We start from the raw sequence: 24,796 nt of genomic DNA, 5'->3' as shown, positions 1-24,796 counted from the left end.
ATCAGTCCATTTTGTCGGCAAGAATTACGGCAGTTCCGATTCGGAAGCCGTGAGCGTCATCACGACATGAAGTGATGCTCCAGGTGCCAAAATTCCCATCGGCACAGTTCCCGGGACGTCACCGAACTGAAGAACGTTGTTCGAATGACTGACTGGCTCCAATGCAAAGAACCCGGCGTCCGGGGGGCGAAACAGCACCACGGCCGGCGTCCCCAAGGCGACAAGCTCCAGACGGTAGTCCGGCTGGACGATCGTTGCGTTACCTTGCCAGCCCGTGAAACAATGATCGACCTGCACGTCGGCAAGCGAACGCCCGTCGTCGAAACGCCACGTGTCCGGCACTCGCGCAACGTCAGCCGGCAGTCTGTCCGGCGCGGTGAGCAATACGTGCCGCCACTCGGTGCGCAGCCTCGTATGTGCCGTCAGTGGAAAGTACGGATGCCAGCCGAGACCCGCCGGCGCGGGTCGTGCGTCAACGTTGGTCAGCACGAGCTCGAGAGACAATGCATCATGAGCGACGTCGATTCGTTGCTCGATCGCACATGCGTATGGCCAATCGGCATCGCCGTCATGGTCGAGACGCAGCACCGCGCGGGCAGGCTCGAGTGCGGCGATCCGCCATTCGCGCTGCCAGCCGAAGCCGTGCATGGCGTGGGGTTCGCCCGGAAAGTTCGCACGTAGCGTATGTGCGTGACCATTGCAGTCGAAGCGCGCGTAGCCGATCCGATTCGAGTACGGCACGAGGGGATAGCAAGCTGCGCGCCGCACGTTGCGAGCCGCGACCGGTTCGTCACCGCAGTCGCGGAGAACCGGCCGACCACGCCACTTCACGCGTGTCAATGCGCCGCCGAGCGATGCGCACACGTCGACCTGCCAGTCGCCGTGCTCCAGCTCGACAACATCCGGCGTCAGCGTATCCATCGCCGTCACCCCTTCAGGCCGCCTGACGTCAGTCCGCCGATCACGCGCTCCTGGAAGATCGCCATGATCGTTGCGACCGGCACGATCGCAACGACGAGCGCTGCGGCGATCAGCGGCCAGGGGAACGAGTATTCGCCTTGGTAGAACGTGATGCCGACCGGCAGCGTACGGAAGTTCGGCGCGGAGTTCAGCGACAGCGCGAGCAAGAACTCATCCCACGAGTTCACGAACGCGAGGATCGCCGCAGTGAACACGCCGGGCGCGGACAACGGGAACACGATCCGGCACAGCGCACCCAGCCGCGTGCATCCGTCGAGCATCGCGGCGCTTTCGAGATCGCGCGGGATTGCCTGGAAGAAGCTGACCAGCACCAGCGTGCAGACGGGAAGGCTCAGCACCGTGTACGGCAGAATCAACGCCGCGTACGTATTAAGCAATCCGAGACTGCGCATGATCTGAAAAATCGGCACGAGCAGCGTGACGAGCGGAAACATCGACGACGCGATGATCGCCGACAAAATCAATCCTCGGCACTTCAGGTCGAGCCGTGCGATCGCGTAGGCGGCGCCCGACGCGATCAGCACCGCGAGACCGGTCGAGCACAGCGCAACAATCGCGCTGTTCAGCAGGAACAGGAATAGCGGCTGGTCGGTGAACGCGTGTACGTAATTGGCCATCGTCGGTGCGGCCGGTAGGTACGTGATCGGTCGTTGCACGAGCTCGGCCTCGCCCTTGAATGACGTCAGTAGGATCCAGACAGCCGGAAAGAAGCCGTTGACGACAACGATCGCACCGGCGATCACGCGCAGCCGGGCACCGGCGAACAACGTAGCGAACAGGTTCATTTTTTCGCTTCTCCGCGCACGAATTTCAGATAGATGAAGCTGATGACCAGCGAAATTACAAACATGAACGCCGCCTGTGCCGATCCGTAACCGACGTCGAGATAATCGATCGTCGTTGTGTTGATCAGCATCGCGAGCGTCGTAGTGCTGGTGCCTGGGCCGCCGTGGACCATCGTGTACGGAATGTCGAAGGTCTGCAGTGCGGTGATCGTGCGGAAGATCATCGCGACGACGATCGACGGAACCAGCATCGGCAGCGTGATGTGGATGAATTGCTGCGGTTTGGTCGCGCCGTCGACCTCTGCCGCCTCGTATAGCGAGCGCGGAATTGTCTGCAAGCCCGCGAGCAGGATCAGCGCCACGAACGACGAGGTCTTCCAGATCGTCGTCAGGCAGACTGCCGCGAACGCCCATCCCGGTATTAGCAGGAACGTCACTCCATGGAAGCCAAACCGGCCCAGCAAGTCGTTAATAATCCCGTAGTCGGTGTTGAAAAACCACGCGAAAATCAGTCCTGAAAACGCCATCGGCAGCGACCACGGCAACAGGAGCGCGAGACGGATCGGCCAGCGCATCCGGAACGGCAGATTCGCGAGCAGCGCAAGTGGGAGCCCTACGAGGAAGGCGCCCGGCACGGTAATCAACGTGATCAGCAGCGTATTCTTCGTAGCGTTCCAGAAGTCGGGATCGTGTAACGCGTCAACGTAATTGCGCAAGCCCACGAACGCGGGCACCGCACCGCCGGATAGCCGTATGTCGAAGAAGCTGTTGTACAGCAGTTTGCCGATCGGGTAGACGACGATCAGCCCGAGCAGCAGCGCGGTCGGCGCGAGCAGGGCGACGGCTAACCATCGATCCGACGGATCAAGCCAGTGGCTCGCCCGTCGCACCGGAAAGGCACGATCCTGCATTGAGCTGACGGAGTTCATCTTGGCCTCGCTTCGCTTAACGGAGGACCCGGCGCAGCCGGCCTTCGATCTGGTCGACACCGTCCGCGACCGGCATCGAGCGGCCGAGCATCGCCGACGTCGCCGTGCGAATCGCATCGGACACCTCGCTATAGCGTGGCGTCACCGGGCGGGCGCGACCGGTCTTGGTCAGGATATCGCCGGCCGATTTGAACCACGGATTCTGGGCGAGCACGCCCGGATCCTGATAGGTTGCCGGAAACACTGGCAGCAGCGAGCCTTTTTCCGCGAGCATCTTCGCGACGTCCGGCGACGACAGGTAGCGAATCAGCTTCGCTGCTTCCGGCTTGTGCGCGGAGAACGCGGACAATGCCCACTGCCAGCCACCGACGCAGGTTGTCGACGTGCCGCCTGGCATCGAAGGCAGCGGCATCACCCCGACCTTGCCCTTGACGGCCGAGTCCATATCGGCCTGGAAGTGATTCCACGCGAAACCCCAGTTCACCGCGTATATCGCGTGTCCCGCCTTGAATTCGTTGACCGTGTCAGCGGTCTTTACCTCGGCGACATTACGCTTGATCACGCCCTGGTCCATCAAGCCGGTCCACATGTTCATTCCGGCGACGGCGGCGCGCTTGTCGAGCGTCAACTCACCGGCCGCACCGGTCAGCTCCTTGCTTTGGCTCCAGTACGGCAGCAGGAAAGTGCAGACCGCACCCTCTGCTGGCGCCCCCTGAATCGACAGCCCCTGAAGCACGGGGTTGTGCTCCTTCGCGAGGATCCTGCTGGCCCCGGTTGCCAGATCATCCCAGGTCTTCGGCTGCGGCAGGCCGTACTTGTCTAGTAGGTCTTTTCGGTAGTAGACGAACATCCCGTCCGCAAACGCGGGAAGCGCAGCGATTTTGCCATTGACGACGTCGGCTTTCGCGTAGACGGGCAGATACGCATTCAGCACACTCGACGCAGGCCCAAGGTATGGATCGAGCGGCGCGATCCAGCCGGCTGTCAGATATTGCGCGGGATTCACGATGTCAATCATGAATACGTCGAGAGACGCATCCTTTGCATTGAGTAACGTCGACAGATATTGGCGCTGTTGCTCCGACGTGGCGCCGCCAGTCTCGGTTACGACCTTAACCCCGGGATTCGTCTTCTCGTATGCGTCGAGCGCCTTGCGCACGAGATCGGGGCGCTGCCCCGATCCTCCTGCAAACAGGCGTATCGTCACGTCGGCGCGCACGGACAGCGACGCGGCGGCAAGACCGGCGACGACGGTCACCGCAGCTATCTTTGCAATCATTTTTGTTTCCTTTGCTATGCCGGTGTGGCGTTATTGATCATTTCGCGCTGCGCTGTGACAGCGACATACCCGACTCGGCATCGAACCAGTGCACCTTCGCGGGATCGATTGCAAGCGACGCGGCAGTGCCCGGCTCGAGCCGCACGTCCGCACCCAGGCGGGCGACGAGCTGCTGACCCGCGACCTCAAACGTACACAGCGTCTCCGCGCCGAGCGGCTCGGTGACGACCACGCGCGCGTCGAGCGCGCAACGCCCGGCCGGCATCGTGTTCCTGTCCATCGCATGCAGCACGGATTCTGGGCGTACGCCGAGCGTGATGTGGCCTCCGCCGAGCCGCCCCTGCCGTTGCAGGACGTCCGACGGGACCGCGATCTCGATTCCGTGGCCGCGCCCGCGCGCGCCGTCGAGATCGAGTTTCAGAAGATTCATCGGCGGCGAGCCGGTAAAGCCTGCGACGAACGTGGTGCGCGGAGAGTTGTAGATCTCGTCGGGTGTGCCGTACTGGACGACGTGGCCGCCAGAAAGCACTGCGATGCGGTCCGCCAGCGTCATCGCCTCGACCTGGTCGTGCGTCACGTAGATCATCGTCGCGCCGAGCCGGCGATGAAGCTTCTTGATTTCGACCCGCATCTCGTTGCGCAGCTTCGCGTCGAGGTTCGACAACGGTTCGTCGAACAGGAAAACCTTCGCGTGCCGGACGATCGCGCGCCCCATCGCGACGCGCTGTCGCTGACCGCCGGACAGGTTGCGCGGCTTGCGCTCGAGCAAATGCCCGAGTTGCAGGATATCGGCGGCTTCCTTCACGCGTGCGTCGATTTCCGATTTCGGAATCTTGCGCAGTCGCAAACCAAACGCCATGTTTTCGTATACGGTCTTGTGCGGATACAGCGCATAGTCCTGAAACACCATCGCGATCTCTCGTTCGCGCGGCACAAGCCCGTCCACTCGCGCGCCGTCGATTCGGATCGCCCCCTGCGTCACGCTCTCGAGGCCTGCGAGCATTCGCATCAGCGTCGACTTTCCACAGCCCGACGGGCCTACGAACACGACAAACTCGCCGTCCTTCACGTCGAGGTTGATGTCGTGCAGTACGGTTACGCCGTTGTCGTAGGCTTTGACCACATTGTCGAAGGTCACCGTCGCCATTTCTGTCTCCTTGCGCGTCCCCAGTGGAACGCGGCGATGTTGTTCTGTTTCGGGCCGTTGGTTCGATCCGTGAGCGGCTTTCAGGAAAGCGCTGCGCCGCTTCATGTTTCCATGTTCTTCCGGCACCGACGAAGCGGTAGGTCCGGGCGCTCAGTACGGCCCGCCGCTGGTACCCACCGCCTCGGTACCCTTCATCGTCGCGAGGAACGCGTTCGCTTGGCGCATCATCATTCCGAGGTCCGACGCAATCGCGACGAAGCCGTAACCTGCTTTAACGAACGATTCGACCATTTCCGGCGTCGGCCCGACGATGCCGATCGGCACGCCGGCCGCCCGCGCGCGCCGTGCGGCATCGTGAATCAGGTCCTGAACGTGGGCGTCCTTCAGATTTCCGATCTGGCCGAGCGCCGCCGACAGGTCCCCCGGCCCGACGAACACCGCGTCGACGCCCGGCACCGCCGCGATCTCGTCGAGCTGACCGATCGCCTCCGGCGTTTCGAGTTGCATGATGCAGGCGGTCGCCCGGTTCGCCTCGGTGCCGTACGCGGTCCACGTCCCATAGCGGCTGCCTCGATGCATTGCGGCATAGCCGCGTGTGCCGTGTGGCGGATACTTGGCGGCTGCGACCGCACGGCGGGCATCGTCCGCGTTCTGCACGAACGGGAACATCAGCGTCGGCGCCCCCATGTCGAGCGCGCGCTTCACAAGCACCGGGTCGTTCGCGGCCAGTCGCACGACAGGCATTGCGCCCGTGCAGCCGATAGCCTGCAGCAATTGCCACGTGTCGCGAAACTCGATCGGCACATGCTCCATGTCGATCACGAGCCAGTCGAAACCTGCATGCCCGAGCGCCTCCGCCGTGCTGGCCGAGCCTGACATCAGCCAGGTGCCGAGCGGCACTCTGCCGCTCGCGAACGCAGCCTTGAAACGATTGAAGAGCGGATCGGCTTCGGTCGGATTCATCGTGGTGTCTCGCATTCAGTAGATCGACGGTTCGACGGGCGTCTCCGTCCCCATCAGGAAATCGAAATCGCAGCCTTCGTCGGCCTGCGTCACGTGCTCGAGGAAGATGCGTGTGTACCCACGCTTGCGCGTCTGCGCGGTTGGTCGCCATTCGGCGCGCCGGCGCGAAAGCTCGTCGTCGTCGACGCGCATGTCGAGCCGCCCCGCTTCCACGTCGAGCTCGACGACGTCGCCAGTCCTGATCAGCGCAAGCGGTCCGCCGGCCGCCGCCTCGGGTGCGATGTGTAGCACACAGGTTCCATAGTGGGTGCCGCTCATCCGCGCGTCGGACAGACGCACCATGTCACGAACGCCGGCTTCTAGCAGCTTGCGCGGAATCGGCAAATTGCCCCATTCGGGCATCCCGGGTGCGCCGAGCGGTCCGCCGTTACGCAGGACGAGTACAGTGCTCTCGTCGACATCGAGATCTGGATCGTGGATCCGTGCATTCATTTCGGCGATCGAGTCGAACACCAGCGCCGGACCAACGTGTCTCAGGAACTTCTTGCTAGCCGCGCTCGGCTTGATGACTGCGCCGGACGGTGCGAGATTGCCCCTCAGCACCGCGAGCGCTTGGCCGTCGGTGACCGGGTCGTCGCACGAACGTACAGTCTGCGGATCGGTCCGGCGCACATCGGCGAGGTTCTCTCCGAGCGTGCGACCGTTCACGGTCACGCAGTCAAGGCTCAGACGCTCGCCGATCTGCTGCAGCAGGGCCGGCAACCCTCCCGCGTAATAAAAGTCCTCCATCAGGCGATCGCCGGACGGGAACACGTTCGCGAGCACCGGAATCCCGCGCCCGAGTTGGTCGATCCCGTCAAGGGTCAGCTTCACACCACCGCGACCGGCGATCGCGATCAGGTGGATCGCAGCGTTCGTCGAACCGCCGAGCGCCATGTACGTCGCAACACCGTTCGCGACCGACCGCTCGCCGAAGAAGCGGCTCGGCCGCAGGTCTTCCCAGACCATGTCGACGATGCGCGCGCCGCTCGCGGACGCCATCCGAACATGCGCAGCATCCATGGCCGGAATGCTCGTCGCACCCGGCAGCGTAAAGCCCATTGCCTCGGCGATCGATGTCATCGTGCTGGCGGTGCCCATCGTGTTGCAGGTGCCGGGCGCACGCGTCATCCGCGCTTCGAGCGCGACCCATTCGGTGTTATCAATGTTCCCGGCTTGGTACTCGTCCCAGAATTTCTTCGTGTGCGTGCCAGCACCGACCGCCGTGCCTTGATGACGGTCGTTCAGCATCGGGCCGGCCGGCACAAAGATGCACGGCACATCTGCACTCAGCGCCCCCATCAAAAGACCCGGCGTGGTCTTGTCGCAACCACCCATCAGCACGACACCGTCGATCGGCAGCGAACGCAGCAACTCCTCGACCTCCATCGCAAGAAAGTTCCGATAAAGCATCGTGGTTGGCTTCACCATCACTTCGCCCAGCGACATCGCTGGCAGTTCGAACGGCATGCCGCCTGCCTGCAGGATGCCGCGCTTTACCGACTCGGCTCGCTCGCGCAGATGAGCATGGCATGGCGACAGATCACTCCACGTATTGATGATGGCGATTGCCGGACGCGACATGAATTCCTCTCGGCGCAATCCCATTTGCTGGAGCCGCTGGCGGTGTGCGAACGAGCGCATGTCGTCTGGCGCAAACCAGCGCTGGCTGCGAAGTTCGTCAAGTCTTTTGCGTTGTCTGTCCACTGCTTGTCCCTGCTTCAAAGGATTTGGCCCGCCGTACGTCGCTCGACTGTTAGCGCTATCATGACTTAGTATCTGTTACCGCTCTCATTCCGTCAACCCGACTCAAGTAAGGATTTCCCTGACGTCATGACACAAACCACCCGCAAGCGCCGGGGCGCAGGGCGCATCAAGCTGCTCGACGTTGCCGAACTCGCAGGCGTGTCCGCAATGACCGTATCGCGATACTTCAGCCAGCCCAGTCTCGTCGCGGAGGAAGCGCAGAAGCGGATCGCCGCGGCAGTCGAGCAGACCGGCTATGTACCGAACGTGTTCGCCGGCGGGCTCGCATCCGCGCGCGGCAAAGTCGTCGGCATGGTGATTCCGAACATCGGCAGCGGCGTGTTCGCGGAAACTGTACAGGGCGTCACCGACACGCTGCGCCAGCACGGCTACCAACTGCTGCTCGCATCGAGCAACTATTCTCGAGACGAGGAACAGGAAGCCGTGCGCGCGTTCATCGGCTGGTCGCCGGCGGCGCTGATCCTCACGGGGCACCGTCACTCGGCGGCGACCGAGGAACTCCTCGTGAACGCGGGCATTCCGGTCGTCGAGACATGGGACCACAAGCCGGATTCGACACACATCCAGGTCGGCTTCTCGCACGCCGACGTCGGCCGCGACCAGACTCGTTATCTGCACGACCGCGGCTATCGGCGGATCGTGTTCGTCCACACCGGGCAGCCTGAAGACTTCCGCGCGATGGAGCGTGCGAACGGCTATGAGCAGGCCATGCAGGAGCTGGATCTCGCGCCGTCCACGTTCCATTCGCCGGCGACCGCGCCGCTGGAGGCGGGCAAGCACGCGTTCGAGACGCTGCTTCGCGGGCGATGGCCCACCGAAGCGATCATCTTCGCAAACGACAATCTCGCCGCGGGCGCACTGCTGCACGGGTTGCGCGCGAAGGTCGCCATTCCGGACGCGTGCGCTGTGATGGGCTTCGGCGATCTGTCAATCGCCGATAAGCTGGTGCCGAGCCTGACGACCGTCCGGCCACCACGATACGACATTGGCCGCATCGCGGCGATACGCGTGATCGAATCGCTGCGCGTCGCGGTCGGCGACCTATCGCCGAGTCATGTGGAGCGCGACAATCTGCTGCCTTACGAAATCGTCGAGCGCGAAAGCACCTGATAGATCGGATCCATCACCCGAGTAGCCAGTCGCCGGCGAACGTGGAAAATGCGGCGACCTCGCGCGACTGCCAATACGCGTCATGGCCGAGTTCCGCCGCCAGAATCCGCGCGACTTCTGGTGCTGCCTGGCGTGCGGCGCGTGCGTCGAGAAACAGTGCGCGATTGCGCCTGGCAAGCACGTCTTCGACACTACGCGCGAGTTCGGCTCGCGCCGCATAGCGCACCTGAGCCTCGGTCAGTCCGCTCGCCGCGACCAGAACTCGGTCCGCGCCGGGTAGACGGGTGATCAGCGGACCATCCGTACCGTAACAGCCGGCTGCAGCGCCCGACGCGGAAACGCCAGCCTCCGCGCCCGGCGAACGTGTCGCGCCATGCAGCGGCAGATCCTCGGTCCGACAACCCGCTGCCGGCAGCAGTCCGCTCCCGATCGCGAGATCCACCACCTCCTCGGCCATCCGGCGATACGTTGTCCACTTGCCACCCGTCACCGTGATCATTCCGGTCGAATGCAGCTGGATCGTATGCTCACGCGACAGCGATGACGTCGTCGCGTCGCCGTCGCCCTTCACCAGAGGCCGCAGCCCGGCCCACACACTCAACACGTCGTCGCGCGTCGGCGCCACCGACAGGTATCGCGCAGCCGTCCGAAGGATGAAATCGACATCCTGCGCGCTTGCATGGGGATCGACTGGCATATCGGGACGCGGCGTGTCCGTCGTGCCGACGATCGTATGCCCGTGCCACGGTACGACGAACAGCACACGTCCGTCTTCGGTGCGCGGCACCAGGATCGCATGCCGGCTTTGAAGAAAACGCGCCGGCAGCGTCAGGTGGACGCCTTGACTTGGCGCTACGATCGGCCGGGCGGCCGGTTCGACCATTGAGCGAACCGCGTCGACCCACACGCCGGTCGCATTGACCACACAACGCGCGCGCACATCCAGCCGGTTGCCGGTCTCCGCGTCCTCGACCGTGAGCACGTGCTCACGCCTCCCGGCGTCGGGCCTGATCGCACGCACGGCGGCATTGTTCAACGCGATGCCTCCGAGATCGAACACCGTACGCATCAAGCTGATCGCGAGCCGCGCATCGTCGAACTGACCATCGTAGTACAGTGTGCCGCCACGTAGCGGCCGCCCGTGCAGCGAATCGGTGAGCGTCGGCAGTAGCGAACGCGTCTCGTCCGCACTCAGCCCGTGTGACCGCGACAAATTCAGCGACCCCGCCAGCCAGTCATACACTTTCAGGCCGACGCCATAGAACGGCTTGTCGAGATGCCGGTAAGCGGGCACAACAAAACCGAGGCGACCCACCACATGCGACGCATTGCGTGCCAGCAGCCCACGCTCGCGCAGTGCCTCGCGCACCAGCGAAATGTTGCCTTGAGCAAGGTAGCGAACGCCTCCGTGCACGAGCTTCGTCGCCTTGCTTGATGTGCCCTTCGCAAAGTCGCGCGCTTCGACGAGCAGCGTACGGTAGCCCCGCGCAGCCGCATCGACCGCCGTGCCAAGTCCCGTCGCGCCACCGCCGATGACGACAACGTCCCAAATGGGTGTGTGGTCGATCTCGCGCAAAATTGCCGCTCGCGGCAAAGGAGTGATATCAGTCATCTTGGCTTCAATTCGAGGAGTTGACTGGCGGAGGTGCCCATGCGCGAGCGCATTCGATGGCCTGATGCCATTCACCGGCACGCGCCGCACGCTCTTCCTGCGACATTGTCGGTTCGAAACGCCGCTCGGCCCGCCATTGCTGGGTGATCTCGTCGAGCCCAGACCAAAAGCCGACCTCGAGGCCAGCCAGATATGCAGCGCCGAGTGCGGTAGTTTCAGTCACCGCGGGCCGCACGACCGGGCGGCCGAGCAGGTCAGCCTGGATTTGCATCAGGAGGTCGCACTGCGACGCGCCGCCGTCGACGCGCAGCTCGCTGACCGAGATGCCCGCGTCGGCCTCCATCGCACCGAGCACGTCGACTGTCTGCAATGCGATCGCGTCGAGCGCCGCGCGCGCAATATGCGCTCTCCCGGTGCCGCGCGTCATGCCGAGCAGCGTGCCGCGCGTGTACGGATCCCAATGCGGCGCGCCAAGACCTGCAAACGCCGGAATCATCATTACACCCTCGCTGCTCGTACATTGAGCCGCCAATACCTCAACGTCGGACGCACGCTCGATGATCCCAAGCCCGTCGCGCAGCCACTGGATCGTCGCCCCCCCCATGAATACCGAGCCTTCAAGCGCATACGACGTGCGCTCGCGCAGCCGCCATCCGACGGTGCCAAGCAGCCGATGCTGCGACGCAACCGGCTGTTCACCGGTGTTCATCAACATGAAGAGGCCCGTGCCGTACGTGTTCTTCGCCATGCCTGCGTCGACGCATGCCTGGCCGAACGTCGCGGCTTGCTGGTCGCCAGCGATTCCGGTAATCGGCAGCGGCGCACCGAACAGCGCCGCGTCAGTCTGACCGAATCGACAGCTAGACGGCAACAGTTCAGCAAGCAGCGCACGCGGGATATCGAACAGCGCGAGCAGTTCATCGTCCCAGTCGAGCGTGTGAATGTTCAGCAGCGATGTCCGCGCTGCATTCGACAGATCAGTCACGTGCCGTCGGCCGCCGCTTAGTTGCCAAACGAGCCAGCTGTCGACGGTCCCGAATGCAAGCTCGCCGCGACGAGCGCGATCACGCGCACCCGGCACGCTGTCGAGCAGCCAGGCAAGCTTCGTCGCGGAGAAATACGGATCGATCAGCAAACCGGTGCGCTCGCGAATCAACCCACTGGCGCCGCGCGACGCAAGACGCTCGCAGAACGAAGCCGTACGGCGGTCCTGCCAGACGATCGCGGGTCCGAGCGGCGCACCGGTCGCACGATCCCACAGCAGAGTCGTTTCGCGCTGGTTCGCAATGCCGATCGCCGCGATGTTCACCGCGCTGGCTTGTGCTATCCGCATCGCTTCGTGCGCAACATCAAGCTGCGACTGCCATATCTCGCGTGGATCGTGCTCGACCCAGCCCGGATGCGGATAATGCTGCGCAAATTCGCGCTGTGCCGTCGCGACCGGTATGCCGTCGCGGTCAAACAGGATCGCGCGCGAGCTTGTCGTGCCCTGATCGAGGGCGAGGATAAAGCGGTGTTCTCTCATAACATGGCCACTCCGAACGATTCGGTGCTTGCATCAGTGCACACGGCAACACGTTGCTCCGTCGAAGCTTGCATATTGCCGTGCGCCACTAGACGCGGCAGCGCGGGCAGCACGAGACTGATGCCAGCGAGAAGCAGTAGTCCGAATACGACGCGACGCACGATCTGCGGGGACCAGTCCGGCGGCCGCACGCGATTTAGCCACGTCAACCCGACCATGACCGGCAGCGCCTCGAGGCTCAGCATCGCCGACGTGTGATCGAAGCGCCCTTGCCCCGCGACCATTGCAAGACGCAGCACCGCGTTCACCGCAAACAACAGCACAAGCGTCTCGCGGATCACGTTCGGTTTCAGCGGTTGCCGGTACATATGGAACACCATCGGCGGCCCGGCGCTCGCGAACACACCGCCCATCACACCGGACAGCCATCCGAATGCGACGAACGTCCAGCGCGGCGACAGCGCCGATAGCGCACGCGCCTGCATCAGCAAGAGCAGGCTGCACGCAAGAATCGCGACGCCGAGCGCGAGCCTCGTCGCATCAACCGCGTTATCGCTGAGCCACGTCAGCAGCGTCACTCCACACGCGACGCCGACAAGGCTGCTTGCGAGGATCGCAACGAGCACAGGTGCCGGAACATCGGGACGTCGCCGCACGATGATCGCGGCGTTCGCGAGCACCATCATCATCACGACGTTGGCAGTGACCGGAAGCGGGGCAACGTGCAGCAGCGCGACGAGCCCGAGCAGGACGAGACCGAACGCGAAGCCGGTAAGGTTCTGCGTATAGGTCGCAGATGCAACCGATAGCAGGAACATCATATGTTGTGCAATCGTCATCGCGCGCTCAACACGAAGCCAGCGCAAGCAACGACTCACGCGATGCGCTGTCCGCGCGGACGAAGACCGGCGGCTGACCGAGCGGCGCCGCGACCGTTACGCGTTGCCCACCGTCGAACGTCTCGCCGCTCCAAAGATGAATCCAGCGCGCACCAGCTGGCAAATATGGCGTCCAGTCGCTGCGCCCGGCCTCGTGCACCGGCGCAATGAGCAGATCCTCGCCGTACAGGTACTGGTCCTGGATCGCGTACGTTGCACGGTCGTCTTCGAAATGCAGGAACAGCGGTCGTTGCAGCGGTAGGCCGCGTTGCGATGCTTCCTCGCTTAACTGGCGTACGTACGGTGCCAACGCGACGTAGAGCCGCGTCATTTTCGCAAAATGCGCGAGCACCGCGTCGTCCTGCCAGAACTGAAAGTTCTCATCCGGGCGATTGCCCTCATGCGTACGCATCACCGGCGTGAACGCCGCCATCTCTGCCCAGCGCTGAAATAACTCCGGCGTACGGCGGTTGCCGAACAGGCTCGTGTAGCCGCCGATGTCGCTATGGTGGTACGCATTCCCGAGCAACCCCGACGACAGCGCGCCGCAGATTACCGTCTGCAGCCCGTCGTGTCGCGAGAAGTCGACAGACTGATCGCCCGCCCACAGCAGCGGACAATGCGCCTGCACGCCCGTGTAACCTGCACGCATGAAGAACAGCGCGTCGCCGCTACGGCCGGCTGAGTCGATCGCGTCGGCGTTGACCTGTGCCCACAACGTCGGCCACGCATTGTGCATCAACATCGCATCGACCCCGTTCGCGAGCTTCACATCGGTCGGCAGATATTCACCGAAATCGGCCATCCAGCCATCGAGCCCCGCGTCGAGCATCTCGCGGCGAATCACGCGGTCCGCAAACCACTGCGCGGCCGCCGGATTCGTAAAGTCCACGACGCCGCACCAGAACTCCCCGAAGTCGACCAGATAGTCACCCCCCTGCGCGTTCGTCGCGAGATATCCGGCCGCATGAGCTTCCTCGTACAGCGTGCCGTCGTTGCACAGATAGGGATTCACGTAGCCGAGAAAGCGCACGCCATTCGCGTTCAGCGACGCAACCCACTCGCGCGAATCTGGATACCGTGCGTCGTTCCAGCGCCAGTCCCAAAAGAGTCGCTTGCCGAACGAAGTCAAACGCAGGCCGACCCAGTCCTCGCACCACAGTGCTGACACCTGCACGCCTCGCTCCTTGCTCAGGTCGAGCAACCGCTGAGCGTGATCGCGGCCGTTCTTAAACCCCAGGATCGCGCCTTTCTGAACCCAGTCGGGAAGAACCGGCTGGCGGCCGAAGCGCGTGGCGATGCGCTCGACGAGCGTGACGAAGCTGTCTGCCGCAGTCAACTCGATGCGCGCCGGCACGGCCCAGAACTGCAGTTCGTGAAATTGTTCGTTTCGAAAGTCGAAGTCCGCGTATGCCGTCGTCTCGGCATGCAGGCAATAGCGCCGCGACGATACGTAGGTCGGCTGCGGATAGTTGGTCGTGTAGTAGTCGCCGCCGGCGTTACCGGTCACGTCAGCCTGCCAGGTCAGATGAGTGGTCTTGTCGCGGCCGACACCCGGCTCCGACGTCCACAACGGGAAACGTCGTCCGCGAAGATCGAAATACGACATCTGCTCGCCGCCGCCCCATACATGCTCGTCCGGCCGGGCGACGACACGCCACCAGAGCCGGTTGATCTCCGGCTTCGCATGCTCGAAAGCGATCGTTGCACCGTGCGTGTCCATATGCACGGTCAGCACCAGATCCCACTCGACGTCCGGCGCGCGTGCGAGCGAGATGCGAAAAGCGCCTCCTTTCGGTTCGACATGCGCATGGCGTAGCGCAACGCGCTCCTCGACGAAATCCTCGATGTCAAAGTTGCCGCGATACATCTGCACGCTCGCGGTGCCTGAGCCGACATAGCAGCACGGCTGTACGTCGGTATGCTCGATCAGCGTCTGCCCAGCATGGCGCAGCACCCAGGATCGATCGGTGTAGTCGAATTCCATTCCGGTTTCGGTCTCGATGTCAAAAAATACGGGGCGGCTCAGTGACGTGCGGCGCCGGAGGCCCGCACACTCGCGCCAGCGTTATCCCGCCGCCGTGCAAGGGTCCACGCGACGATCGGCGCGAACGTCCACACGATCGCCATGGCGAATGGATACATCACGGACGGGCCATTGCTGCTCGCGATCCCAAGCGGCGAAAACGTTAGATAGACGGTTACCAGGAGCGCGACCAGCAGCACGCTCATGCTGCGCGCATAGCGCCAAGGCGTCTCGTTTGCATGCTCACGCACCGTCGGGGCATACAGCACAGCACGCGCGAATCGCTTTCGCAGCGCGACCATCAGCGCAATCTCGGCGGCGAACAGAATCCCCATCAGGTGAATGAAGTGCAAGCCGAATCGCGTGTCGACGTTCAGCACGAACACGAGCAGCGTGTAAATCACGACGTGCAGGACAAGCACGATTTTCGCGGGGCGCGCGCCAACGGTGCGATCGAACATCCCCATCAGCACCACTGCGATAATCGGAATGTTGAAGAAGCCGGTGAAACGCCGCATCACTGCGTAGATCCCGTCCGGCGCGTAGATGAGCAGAGGCGCGATCAGTAGCGACAGCACAGCGATGACGACGCTCACGCGCTTGCCGACACGAATCAGGTCGTCGTCGGCAGCGTACGGGCGGAAGGGCTTGTAGAAATCGTACGCGACAAGCGTCGCCGTACTGTTCAGCACCGCGTTAAAGTGACTCATCACCGTGCCGAACAACACGGCGACGAAGAAGCCCTTCGCCCAGAACGGCAGCAGCGTTGCGACAAGCGTCGGATAGGTGAGGTCGGGGCGCGACAGCGCGCGGTCTGCGTACAGGTGATATGCAATGACACCCGGCACGAGCATGATCAGCGGCACGAGCAACTTCAGCAGACCGGATATCAATACTCCCTTCTGCCCTTCGGCGAGGCTTTTCGCGGCAAGCGTGCGCTGCACGATTGACTGGTTCGTGCACCAGTAGAAAAGGTTCGCAAAGATCATTCCGGTGAACAATGTGCCGAACGGTACACTGTCGCGCTTGCCGCCGATCGCGTTAAGCTTCTCGGGAGCATGATCTAGAATCTCGCGCAACCCAGAATACATATCGCCATGCCCAAGCGCTGCGAGCCCGAGCACCGGGATCAGCAAACCTGCGATCAGCAAGCCGATTCCGTTGATCGTGTCCGACACGGCAACGCCACGCAGCCCGCCGAACACCGCATACAGCGCACCGATCGCGCCGCTTGCAACGACGAGTACCGTGATCGTCGCCGGATAAGACAGACCAAACAGCTTATCGACGCCGAAGATCTGGTTGAACGTAATCGCGCCGAGATAGAGCCCGGATGGATTCACGACGAGCGTATAACCGATGATGAAGAGCGCGCTAACGATACGCCGGGTGCCGGCGTCATAGCGCTCTTCGAGGAACTGCGGTAACGTCGTGAAGCCGCCGCGCAGGTAGCGCGGCAGGAAAAACAGAGCGAGAGCGATCGTCGACAGCGCGGCCGTGCATTCCCATGCCATCGCGGAAAGGTTGTGCGCGTATGCGTCGCCATTCAGGCCGACGAGCTGCTCGACCGACAGGTTCGTGAGCATCATAGATCCCGCGATAAACCATCCTGACAGCCCTCCGCTCGCCATGAAATAGCCCTGAGCTCCCGTGTCCTTTGCGCGATGCGTAATCCGGTACGACACGATACCGACGAGCGCCGTGAAGAATATGAAGCTCGCCAGCGTGAAAAGATCAGTCTCCATCCTTGCCTCTCTCTACTTGATGCGTGGACGGGATCGAAGCCCGTCCGTCAGGTACCCGACGCGTCAGTCGAGCCCAACGCACATGTACTTAATCTCGAGATACTCGTCGATCCCGTATTTCGAGCCCTCTCTCCCAAGCCCCGACTGCTTGACACCGCCGAATGGTGCCTCGGCCGTCGAGATCAGGCCCGTGTTCACGCCGACCATCCCGAATTCAAGCGCTTCCGCGACGCGCCATACCCGTGAGAGGTCGCGACTGTAGAAATAGCTTGCGAGTCCGAATTCCGTGTCATTAGCCAGACTAATCACATCCGCTTCGGTCGAGAACCGGAGAATCGGTGCGATCGGACCAAAGATTTCCTCGCGGGCAACACGCATCTCCGGCGTGACACCCGTCAGCACCGCCGGGGCGAAGAACTGGTCGGCGAGCCCCGGCAGCGCAACCCGGCCGCCGCCTTGGGCTCGCGCACCGCGCTCGATCGCGTCGTCATACAGCCGTTCAGTCTTTTCGAGTGCGCGTGCGTCGATTAGCGGGCCAATCTGTACGCCGTCGTCGGTACCACGACCGACCTTCAGCTGCGCGACCCGCGCGACCAGCTTTTCCACAAATGCATCATGCACACGGTCTTGCACGTACAAACGATTCGCGCACACACAGGTCTGGCCAGCGTTCCGATATTTCGAAATCAAGGCGCCTTCGACAGCAGCGTCAAGGTCCGCATCCTCAAACACGATGAATGGCGCGTTACCCCCAAGTTCCAGCGACAGCTTCTGGATATGCTGCGCACCTGCCGCCATCAGCTTCGCGCCGATCGCGGTCGAGCCGGTGAACGTGACCTTGCGCACGGCCGGATGCGCCGACATCTCGCCGGCGATCGGCTCAGCCGCACCGGTCACCACCGACAGGCAGCCGGCCGGCACGCCCGCGCGCTCGGCAAGAACGGCCAACGCGAGCGCGGAAAACGGGGTCTGCGTCGCGGGCTTTAGCACCATCGTGCAGCCTGCCGCGAGCGCCGGCCCGGCCTTACGCGTGATCATCGCCGCCGGAAAATTCCAGGGCGTGATAGCCGCGCACACGCCCACCGGCTGCTTCAACACGATCAACCGTCGGTCCGGCGACGGCGTCGGAATCACGTCACCATCCGTGCGACGCGCTTCCTCCGCAAACCATTCAATAAAACTCGCGGCAAACCCAATCTCGCCGCGCGCTTCCGCGAGCGGCTTACCCTGCTCCGCAGTCATGATCCGCGCGAGATCCTCCTGGTGCGCAAGCATCAGATCGTGCCACTTGCGCAGCACGTGCCCGCGATGCTTCGCGGTCGTCCGCCGCCAAGCGGCGAACGCGCGCTCGGCAGCGTCGATAGCACGACGTGTCTCGACCGCGCCCATTGCGGGCACGGTGCCGAGTACTGAGCCCGTCGCCGGGTCAACGACTTCGATCGTCGCACCGTCGTCCGCGTTACACCATTCACCGTTGATCAAGCCCTGCTGTCGCAGCAGAGTCGGGTCGTCGAGCTTCAACATGCATTTCTCCGTGGGAATATTTGATTCGGCTCGCACGCGCTCGACATCGGGCTGCGCGGCTCGAGGAGCCCGGGCACATCAACGTCCATGGCGAACAGGCCGCCGGACAACGGCAGTGCGTCGAGCTCGTCGGGAGGACGACCGTGTCGCGCGGTCGTCACATAGAGCGTGCGCAGATCATCGCCGCCGAATGCGCACATCGTCGGGCAGCGCGCAGGGAGTGGAAACTCGGCGACGATCCTCCCGTCCGGTGAAACGCGGATCACGCGCCCGCCCTCGAACAGTGCGCTCCAGTAGTAGCCATCGGCGTCAACGGCTGCACCATCCGGGCGACCACGATCGTTGGGGGTCGGTGCGATACACAACCATGATTCGCGCGGTCCGACCATGCCGGTCTCGAGATCGAACGGACGCCGGTAGACGGTAAAGCGTGGCGTATCCGAGTGGTACAGCCAGCGGCCGTCCGGGCTGAACGCGAGACCATTCGACGTCAGGAAGCCACCATCAACCGCACGCAGCGACTCGCCGATACAGCAATACAGATGTGCGGCTCCGCCCGCCTTCGGCTCGTCGATGGTGCCAGCCCAAAAGCGGCCGGACTGGTCGCAGCGCCCGTCGTTGAAGCGGCTCGTCTCGACGTCCTCGGGATTCGCCGCGATACGACGAAGCGGCACGCCGTCGGCGCCGAGGAGCCAGATGCCGCTGCGCATGCCGGCGATGAAACCGCCGTCGTCGGTCAGCGCAAAGCAGCCAACATGCTCCGGCATCGAGATCGTGCCTCTCTGATGCGACTCCGGATTGAACCAGTGAAGCGCTGGCGCCAGGATGTCGACCCACCACAGCACCCGGCGACGTTCATCCCATCGCGGGCACTCCCCTAACGACGCGGCGGCCGGCAACACGCAGTTGAAGACGGGCAAGGTTGCTCCTTACGCCGCCCAGACGCACGGCAGATACAGACGAAGATTCGTCAACTTCGGTAGCGCTACCATTTCGAACTAACGAGACTTGCTAATGACTTGATTGTTCCACCTTGTGTTAGCGTTACCATTCAAGGCAAATAGTAAAGCCCTGTCTCGTTGGCATCAACCGGGGGAAAACCCTCTCGCGCACAATAAGCGTGACCCGATATCGCTACAGTAGCCGTCAGTCCTGGCGCGAGGCAGCCCGACATGCGACCCCGTTGCGACAGGGAGCCAGCGAACGCTCAGAAATTCACGCGCGTGCCGATACCAGTGGGTATATCAGTTCACCATCGGCTTGAAATAGGTGGGTGCGTGATCTGGATCGAGTCACTCTGACCGAAATGCAGCCTTTGGCCCATGTAGCCACTCATTGATCGCGGCGAGGACTTTGGTTTCGATTCCCAAGTAGCCATGCGGAGCCTGTCCACCACATTCGGAATGTTTGTCGCCTCCACCCGAAGTACTTGATACCGCAACGAAATCAAAGTGATTGTCGGTAGCCATGCGCTTCGCTGCCCAAAATGGCGAGGCGACGCAAACGTCGTGTTCATTTGATAGCACCAGTACGCGCGCCATGCTTTGATGCCAGGTGACGCCCGACAATCCTGGCTTGCCGTGCACGGCAATCGATACCGGTGACGTGAGCACGAAAGCATCCGCTAGGTCAGGATTCCGCAACAGCACGTTGCCCACTGTAATCGTTCCACGGCTAGTGCCGACGAGCGCAATTCTGGAAGAGGGGTAACGTTTTTTCAGTTCCACAACGACCGCGGCAACGTCTTGGCTGGCCGCCGCGCTTAACCGAAACTCGTCATCCATTCCATCTGCTTGGTCCGATGGCGCGTCGAAAACAACCGCGGCATCGCCTACGTTCGTCCAGTACGATGCCGTCCGCACCAGGAAATTTCCCTGTTCACTGGTCGGTCCACCGGCTGCGAGAGCAACGACACCCTCGCCACCCGCGAAGAGTACGACAACCCACTCGGGTGAAGTCGATGTGGAATTGATGTAGACATTCTGAGTAACATTGCGACTCTTCACGGAAACCAACTCGCCCGCACTTGCTGCATGACTGCCGAGCGTGAAAACCGCAGCAAGCAGCAGCCGACTCCAAATCGATGCTTTGGCAGAGCCGCGCAAGCGCCCGGTGCGGTTGACGGACAGCCGAGAGTACGTCTGCAGTTCATGAAATTTGTCATGCGGCATCGGATTTGCTCGAGTGTTGTCGAATTGTGCGTTATTGGATCCATACGCCGGGTACGGTTAATCGGACGCGCCGCGCTGTCAACGACCTAACGAAGACAACATCACCCATTCCTAACCGTACATCTATTTGCGATCGCGCGGCGCCTGTTTCCGCGATTCAAATCCTACGCCCGGACAGGGGAGCCGACGGTCAATTAGTGTCGGGAAATCACCGTTTGTTTGCGCTCCAGATAAAGATATCAAACGTCACAAACCTGCCGGAAACCGCAGGTATCGAACCAGCCTGACGAAGACTTGCGCGTTGTTTGGCATGTCTCGTTCGCTGTATCGGTATCAGTCGGTTGCGCGCGATTCGTCGGCGCTGCTCATGCGTATCAAGGAAATCACCGCCACGCGCGTGCACTATGGGTATCGGCGCGTTCACGTGGTCCTGCGACGGGAAGGCTGGCGAGATAACTGCAAGCGCGTCTACAGGCTGTATCGGGCGGAGGGCCTTTTACTGCGGCATAAGCGACCACGACGTAACAAATCGGCTCGGCTGCGACAGCCCAAGCATATCGTGACCGCGATCAACGAAATTTGGAGCATGGATTTCGTTGCGGATGCACTGTTCAATGGGCGACGCCTTCGGACTCTGACCGTCGTCGACAACTACACACGGGAATGCCTGGCCATCGAGGTTGGACAAAGCCTGAAGGGAGAGCATGTGGTCGAAGCGCTGACGCGTATCACCGCCATGCGCGGGCACCCTGCCACGATCAAGGTCGACAACGGCAGCGAGTTCATCTCGAAGGCAATGGATCGCTGGGCGTATGAACATGGCGTTGAACTGGATTTCAGCCGGCCGGGCACGCCAACTGACAACGCCAAGGTCGAAAGCTTCAACGGGCGCTTCCGGCAAGAATGTCTGAACGCGCATTGGTTCTTGTCATTGGCCGACGCGCAGAGCAAAATCGATGACTGGCGCACGTACTATAACGAGGTTCGTCCCCACTCTGCATTGCAGTGGATGACGCCCGCCGAATTCGCCCGTCAGGCAAGAGAATCCGCCTCGCCTGACCACTCAACCAAGCCGGAAATCTCCACTTCCGACCGGGACTAATTCTGGTTCAGGGTCAGACGGAGCGATTTGCCAAGGCCTGCGAGAAACTGCTGCAAGCAGCCAGCGTGCAGGCAGTGGCGGCCTTCTACGATCTGGGCTGGCACACGGTCAAATCGATCGAAAAGATGCGCTTGCAAGCGCGTGTGGCTGAGCCGGACTGGTCGACGATCCGTTATCTTGCGATGGACGAGTTTGCACTCCATAAAGGCCATCGATATGCCACGGTGGTGGTCGATCCGATCGGCCGGCAGGTGCTCTGGATTGGATCGGGACGCTCACGCGAGACAGCCCGCGCCTTCTTCGAGCAGCTTCCTGAGGGTGTCGCCGAGCGCATCGAAGCAGTCGCGATCGACATGACCACGGCCTACGAGCTGGAAATCAAGGCGCAGTGTCCGCAGGCCGAGGTGGTCTACGACCTGTTCCACGTCGTGGCCAAGTACGGGCGCGAGGTGATCGATCGAGTGCGAGTAGATCAGGCCAATCAGTTACGCCATGACCGGCCGGCCCGCAAGGTATTGCAATCCAGTCGCTGGCTGCTGCTGCGCAACCGCCACAACCTGAAGCCCGAGCAGTCCGTGCATCTGAAGGAACTGCTGGCTGCCAATCAGCCGTTGCTGTGCGTCTACGTGCTACGCGACGAACTCAAACGGCTCTGGTTCTACCGAAAGCCTGCCTGGGCGGAAAAGGCCTGGGAACACTGGGTCGAGCAAGCCCGGCAAAGCGGGATTGCCGCGCTACAACTGTTCGCGCAGCGCCTGCAGGGTTACTGGCACGGAATCCTCGCCCGCTGCCGCCATCCGCTCAATACCAGCGTCGTCGAAGGCATCAACAACACCATCAAGGTCATCAAGCGTCGGGCCTACGGGTACCGCGACGAGGAATACTTCTTCCTCAAAATCCGCGCCGCGTTCCCCGGTAATCCTCGATGAACCTTTTTTAATCAGACGGCTGTTTGCTCGTGCCGAATGGCTTCTAGTGCTGCACGAACGAGAAAACCGCTACGCGTTTCCTTGTGGGCCTCCGCGAAGGCGTCAATCTGTGTAAGCACGAAGCGCGGCAAACTGATATTCACACGCTCTGGCTTCATATCAAATTTCGAAGGATCAATGTCTACGACAGCCCAAAATGAGCCCGCATAGTCCGGGTTGTCGCGAAGTTCCTCAAAAGACGTGGGCTCGAAGCGAACTTCGTCCCCCGCCTCGACGGAAGTTTCAACCCATCCCTCGATAGCCTCTTGCGTGTTTTCGAGCGCTTGTTCGAGCGTCGTGCCCCATGAGTTGCAGCCCGGAAAATCCGGTACGACAACGCCATAATCGGTGCCCTCTTGCTTGTCGACAGCGACGAAAAATCTCACATCCAACTCCTTGTTTGGAACCCGCTGACCGGTTGCGGCCCTCGGGGTCCGTTGTAGCCACCGGCCTTACTGCCCGGTGAGTGTTAAACCAGATTGCCTCTCGATGCTTTTCAGCGTCGCAATCGTGAGGTCTTTCTCTGGATGCGGCACCGTTACCGTGCCTGGCTTGCTCGGATGCCTGAAGTGATGGTGACTACCCTTCACCCGCTTCTGCACCCACCCGTCCTGCTCAAGCCGCCGTATCACTGTTCTCGAATCCATAACGCCGCACCATTTCCTTCGCCAAAGCTGTCGCCATACACACCCCTTTTCGCCTCACCCGATGTGTAGTCTATACACACCACGGAGAAATGCAAGGTAAATTTGTGTATCCGGTGTGTAAAATCGCCAGCCGAGTCAGATCAGTCGGGCGGTGCGACGCGTTAGCGCGGAAGAAGCCTTTCCAGCTCATGGAGCGGCGCTGTACGGGCCATCATCTCCTCGCAGGGAGCCCCCGCCTGCCGTCGAGGCGAACGAAGTGCGGCCCTGGCTGAAAAGTCCCCGCGTTGCGTTGACCGCGACAGGCGGCCGCTGACCCGTTCGCAGTTGCGTCGGGTGCCACGTCGTTGCCCATTCAGTTCGCGGATCTAACGGGCCGAGTGGGCCTCACAATCGCCGGTCCATACCATGACAGCGGTGGCCTTCGTTTGGCCTTCGTCGATCGACCTCATCCCTGACTTTATCCCTGTAACCGGGCTGCTCGATGACGCGATCTGGTGCCGCCCGGCATCCTAGCCGCGCCCACACTTGTGCCGCTTGGAATCGTGGCTGAACATCTCGCTGCAGTGCGCTGACCACCGATCGCCTCGTCAGCCGAGGGACGGCGGTGGTGATCGGCCTGAGATGGTCGGCAATACTCGCGCTGGCTACCAGGTTCGAGTTCCGGTCTTACGGGCCACACTGTTCCCGTGGCCGACTGGCCCGGCCCACGGCATCGCACGGCCGTACACACGACTTCAGTCGAGCCTTAAGCGAAACTTTAGTTGTGTGAGCGGCGCTTGATTTGCGGGCCCGGGTGATTGTCCCGAAATGAAGGGTAACATAGCCCTTACTATCGCCCCCTTCGATTCGCCCGAACTCCCAGCGTGTCGCCCCTCCCCAGTGAGGTCAGCCAGGACCGCCGTTGTGGCACAACGACCACATGGGCTGCGCCGCGCTTCGTTTTTCGTAAGTTTCTACGTAGAAACTTTCTCGCTCGAAACTCTCTCGCATGCCCACATCACTCACCACGCTCGTGTCGTCGTCTCATCTGCAGGCTGACACGCTATCGTTTTAATTTTGGCCGTCGATCGCTCGCGCTACCTTATCCTTCGATCTACTCGACAAATCTAGACTCGGAGCGTCCGTTTGCTGCGCTCGCTCCAGCGCATCGAGGTAACGGTGGACTGGTACCGCAGCGAGCTGCGTGTCATGGATGGCAACCAACGCCCCTAGTGCAGCGCGCTCCGCATTCATCAACGTCCACGGTTCGCCCTGTTCGGCACGCGTCACACACTGATCGAGCGCGACTTCTGCACGTCGATATGATTCAACTTCACTACCGGCGCCTAGATAGCCCGCGAGTTGGAGCACGTTCGATAACGTGACGATTGCATCGACGTCACCATGACCGGAAACGAGCGTAGCAAGCGCCAAATGGTGTTTCAGTGAAAGACGGCGCACCTGGTCTGCAGGGAGCGGAAGCAGTTGCGCCTTCGTGAGCGGTCGACGACCGAAGGTAGAGTGTTTTCGCATGTTTGGATTTGCCGTTCACTTCACAACGGCAACGACAAGAGTTCGGCTCGTACGGTGCGCCTGATTTCGTCACCAGTAGGCGGCAT

At 62.1% G+C, this 24,796-nt stretch carries 20 protein-coding genes and 2 pseudogenes; 4 read left to right on the top strand and 18 right to left on the bottom strand.

The window, feature by feature from the left end; all coding sequences use genetic code 11:
• Positions 1 to 24: 24 nt before the first annotated feature.
• The 7 genes from ACN22W_RS36410 to ACN22W_RS36380 form a co-directional block, all read right to left on the bottom strand.
• Positions 25 to 921 (bottom strand): aldose 1-epimerase, encoded by an 897-nt coding sequence (locus tag ACN22W_RS36410; protein ID WP_419689959.1) that lies wholly within the window; start codon positions 919 to 921, stop codon positions 25 to 27.
• A 5-nt stretch (positions 922 to 926) separates the two neighbouring features.
• On the bottom strand, positions 927 to 1,766 hold the full coding sequence (locus tag ACN22W_RS36405) for a carbohydrate ABC transporter permease (protein ID WP_419689958.1): 840 nt from the start codon (positions 1,764 to 1,766) through the stop codon (positions 927 to 929).
• Positions 1,763 to 2,695, bottom strand: a complete 933-nt coding sequence (locus tag ACN22W_RS36400) for a carbohydrate ABC transporter permease (RefSeq protein ID WP_419689957.1) — start codon at positions 2,693 to 2,695, stop codon at positions 1,763 to 1,765. The genes ACN22W_RS36405 and ACN22W_RS36400 overlap by 4 nt, the downstream gene beginning before the upstream one ends.
• Positions 2,696 to 2,711: 16 nt before the next feature.
• Positions 2,712 to 3,974 carry an ABC transporter substrate-binding protein gene (locus ACN22W_RS36395; protein ID WP_419689956.1) on the bottom strand — a complete coding sequence of 421 codons (1,263 nt, stop codon included), beginning with the start codon at positions 3,972 to 3,974 and terminating at the stop codon, positions 2,712 to 2,714.
• Positions 3,975 to 4,011: 37 nt separating this feature from the next.
• Positions 4,012 to 5,121, bottom strand: a complete 1,110-nt coding sequence (locus ACN22W_RS36390; RefSeq protein WP_419689955.1) for an ABC transporter ATP-binding protein — start codon at positions 5,119 to 5,121, stop codon at positions 4,012 to 4,014.
• A 150-nt stretch (positions 5,122 to 5,271) separates the two neighbouring features.
• Entirely contained in the window at positions 5,272 to 6,084 is an 813-nt protein-coding gene (locus ACN22W_RS36385) for an HpcH/HpaI aldolase family protein (RefSeq protein WP_419689954.1), read from the bottom strand.
• 15 nt (positions 6,085 to 6,099) lie between these two features.
• Positions 6,100 to 7,767 (bottom strand): IlvD/Edd family dehydratase, encoded by a 1,668-nt coding sequence (locus ACN22W_RS36380; protein ID WP_419689953.1) that lies wholly within the window; start codon positions 7,765 to 7,767, stop codon positions 6,100 to 6,102.
• A gap of 189 nt (positions 7,768 to 7,956) precedes the next feature.
• Here ACN22W_RS36380 and ACN22W_RS36375 point away from each other — a divergent pair, with 189 nt between their 5' ends.
• Positions 7,957 to 9,000, top strand: coding sequence for a LacI family DNA-binding transcriptional regulator (locus ACN22W_RS36375; RefSeq protein WP_419689952.1), 1,044 nt, complete (start codon positions 7,957 to 7,959; stop codon positions 8,998 to 9,000).
• Positions 9,001 to 9,013: 13 nt separating this feature from the next.
• Here the strand turns inward: ACN22W_RS36375 and ACN22W_RS36370 are convergent, their stop codons facing one another.
• The 8 genes from ACN22W_RS36370 to ACN22W_RS36335 all read right to left on the bottom strand — a co-directional run bounded on the left by ACN22W_RS36370 (position 9,014) and on the right by ACN22W_RS36335 (position 20,481).
• Positions 9,014 to 10,612 (bottom strand): glycerol-3-phosphate dehydrogenase/oxidase, encoded by a 1,599-nt coding sequence (locus ACN22W_RS36370; RefSeq protein ID WP_419689951.1) that lies wholly within the window; start codon positions 10,610 to 10,612, stop codon positions 9,014 to 9,016.
• Positions 10,613 to 10,619: 7 nt separating this feature from the next.
• Positions 10,620 to 12,137, bottom strand: a complete 1,518-nt coding sequence (gene glpK / locus ACN22W_RS36365; RefSeq protein WP_419689950.1) for a glycerol kinase GlpK — start codon at positions 12,135 to 12,137, stop codon at positions 10,620 to 10,622.
• Positions 12,134 to 13,003, bottom strand: coding sequence for a TSUP family transporter (locus tag ACN22W_RS36360; RefSeq protein ID WP_419689949.1), 870 nt, complete (start codon positions 13,001 to 13,003; stop codon positions 12,134 to 12,136). The genes glpK and ACN22W_RS36360 overlap by 4 nt, the downstream gene beginning before the upstream one ends.
• A complete protein-coding gene (locus ACN22W_RS36355) occupies positions 12,984 to 15,002 on the bottom strand; it encodes an alpha-glucosidase (protein ID WP_419689948.1) in 2,019 nt (672 codons plus the stop codon). Before ACN22W_RS36355 ends, ACN22W_RS36360 begins: the two co-directional genes overlap by 20 nt.
• Positions 15,003 to 15,040: 38 nt before the next feature.
• A complete protein-coding gene (locus ACN22W_RS36350; protein WP_419689947.1) occupies positions 15,041 to 16,786 on the bottom strand; it encodes a solute:sodium symporter family transporter in 1,746 nt (581 codons plus the stop codon).
• A gap of 63 nt (positions 16,787 to 16,849) precedes the next feature.
• On the bottom strand, positions 16,850 to 18,328 hold the full coding sequence (locus ACN22W_RS36345) for an NAD-dependent succinate-semialdehyde dehydrogenase (protein WP_419690731.1): 1,479 nt from the start codon (positions 18,326 to 18,328) through the stop codon (positions 16,850 to 16,852).
• Complete coding sequence (locus ACN22W_RS36340) at positions 18,304 to 19,230, bottom strand: SMP-30/gluconolactonase/LRE family protein (RefSeq protein ID WP_419689946.1); 927 nt, start codon at positions 19,228 to 19,230, stop codon at positions 18,304 to 18,306. The genes ACN22W_RS36345 and ACN22W_RS36340 overlap by 25 nt, the downstream gene beginning before the upstream one ends.
• Positions 19,231 to 19,602: 372 nt before the next feature.
• On the bottom strand, positions 19,603 to 20,481 hold the full coding sequence (locus tag ACN22W_RS36335; RefSeq protein WP_419689945.1) for an alpha/beta hydrolase family protein: 879 nt from the start codon (positions 20,479 to 20,481) through the stop codon (positions 19,603 to 19,605).
• Between the two features lie 265 nt (positions 20,482 to 20,746).
• Here ACN22W_RS36335 and ACN22W_RS36330 point away from each other — a divergent pair.
• Positions 20,747 to 21,583 (top strand): annotated as a pseudogene (locus ACN22W_RS36330) (IS3 family transposase); the annotation flags it as partial.
• Between the two features lie 8 nt (positions 21,584 to 21,591).
• Positions 21,592 to 22,512: pseudogene (locus tag ACN22W_RS36325) on the top strand (ISL3 family transposase); the annotation flags it as partial.
• 11 nt (positions 22,513 to 22,523) lie between these two features.
• On the opposite strand, the gene ACN22W_RS36320 reads toward ACN22W_RS36325, so the two are convergent.
• Together ACN22W_RS36320 and ACN22W_RS36315 are read right to left on the bottom strand one after the other, a co-directional pair.
• A complete protein-coding gene (locus ACN22W_RS36320; protein ID WP_012367238.1) occupies positions 22,524 to 22,937 on the bottom strand; it encodes a type II toxin-antitoxin system HicB family antitoxin in 414 nt (137 codons plus the stop codon).
• Positions 22,938 to 23,003: 66 nt separating this feature from the next.
• A complete protein-coding gene (locus tag ACN22W_RS36315; RefSeq protein WP_012367237.1) occupies positions 23,004 to 23,198 on the bottom strand; it encodes a type II toxin-antitoxin system HicA family toxin in 195 nt (64 codons plus the stop codon).
• A 405-nt stretch (positions 23,199 to 23,603) separates the two neighbouring features.
• On the opposite strand from ACN22W_RS36315, the gene ACN22W_RS36310 reads away from it, so the two are divergent.
• Positions 23,604 to 23,711, top strand: a complete 108-nt coding sequence (locus ACN22W_RS36310; RefSeq protein WP_419689944.1) for a DUF1232 domain-containing protein — start codon at positions 23,604 to 23,606, stop codon at positions 23,709 to 23,711.
• A 537-nt stretch (positions 23,712 to 24,248) separates the two neighbouring features.
• Here ACN22W_RS36310 and ACN22W_RS36305 read toward each other — a convergent pair.
• Positions 24,249 to 24,710 (bottom strand): hypothetical protein, encoded by a 462-nt coding sequence (locus tag ACN22W_RS36305; protein WP_419689943.1) that lies wholly within the window; start codon positions 24,708 to 24,710, stop codon positions 24,249 to 24,251.
• Between the last annotated feature and the right edge of the window lie 86 nt (positions 24,711 to 24,796).

This window comes from Burkholderia theae (assembly GCF_048565265.1).
Lineage (GTDB): Bacteria > Pseudomonadota > Gammaproteobacteria > Burkholderiales > Burkholderiaceae > Burkholderia > Burkholderia theae.
This window is presented reverse-complemented; position numbering and strand designations above follow the sequence as displayed.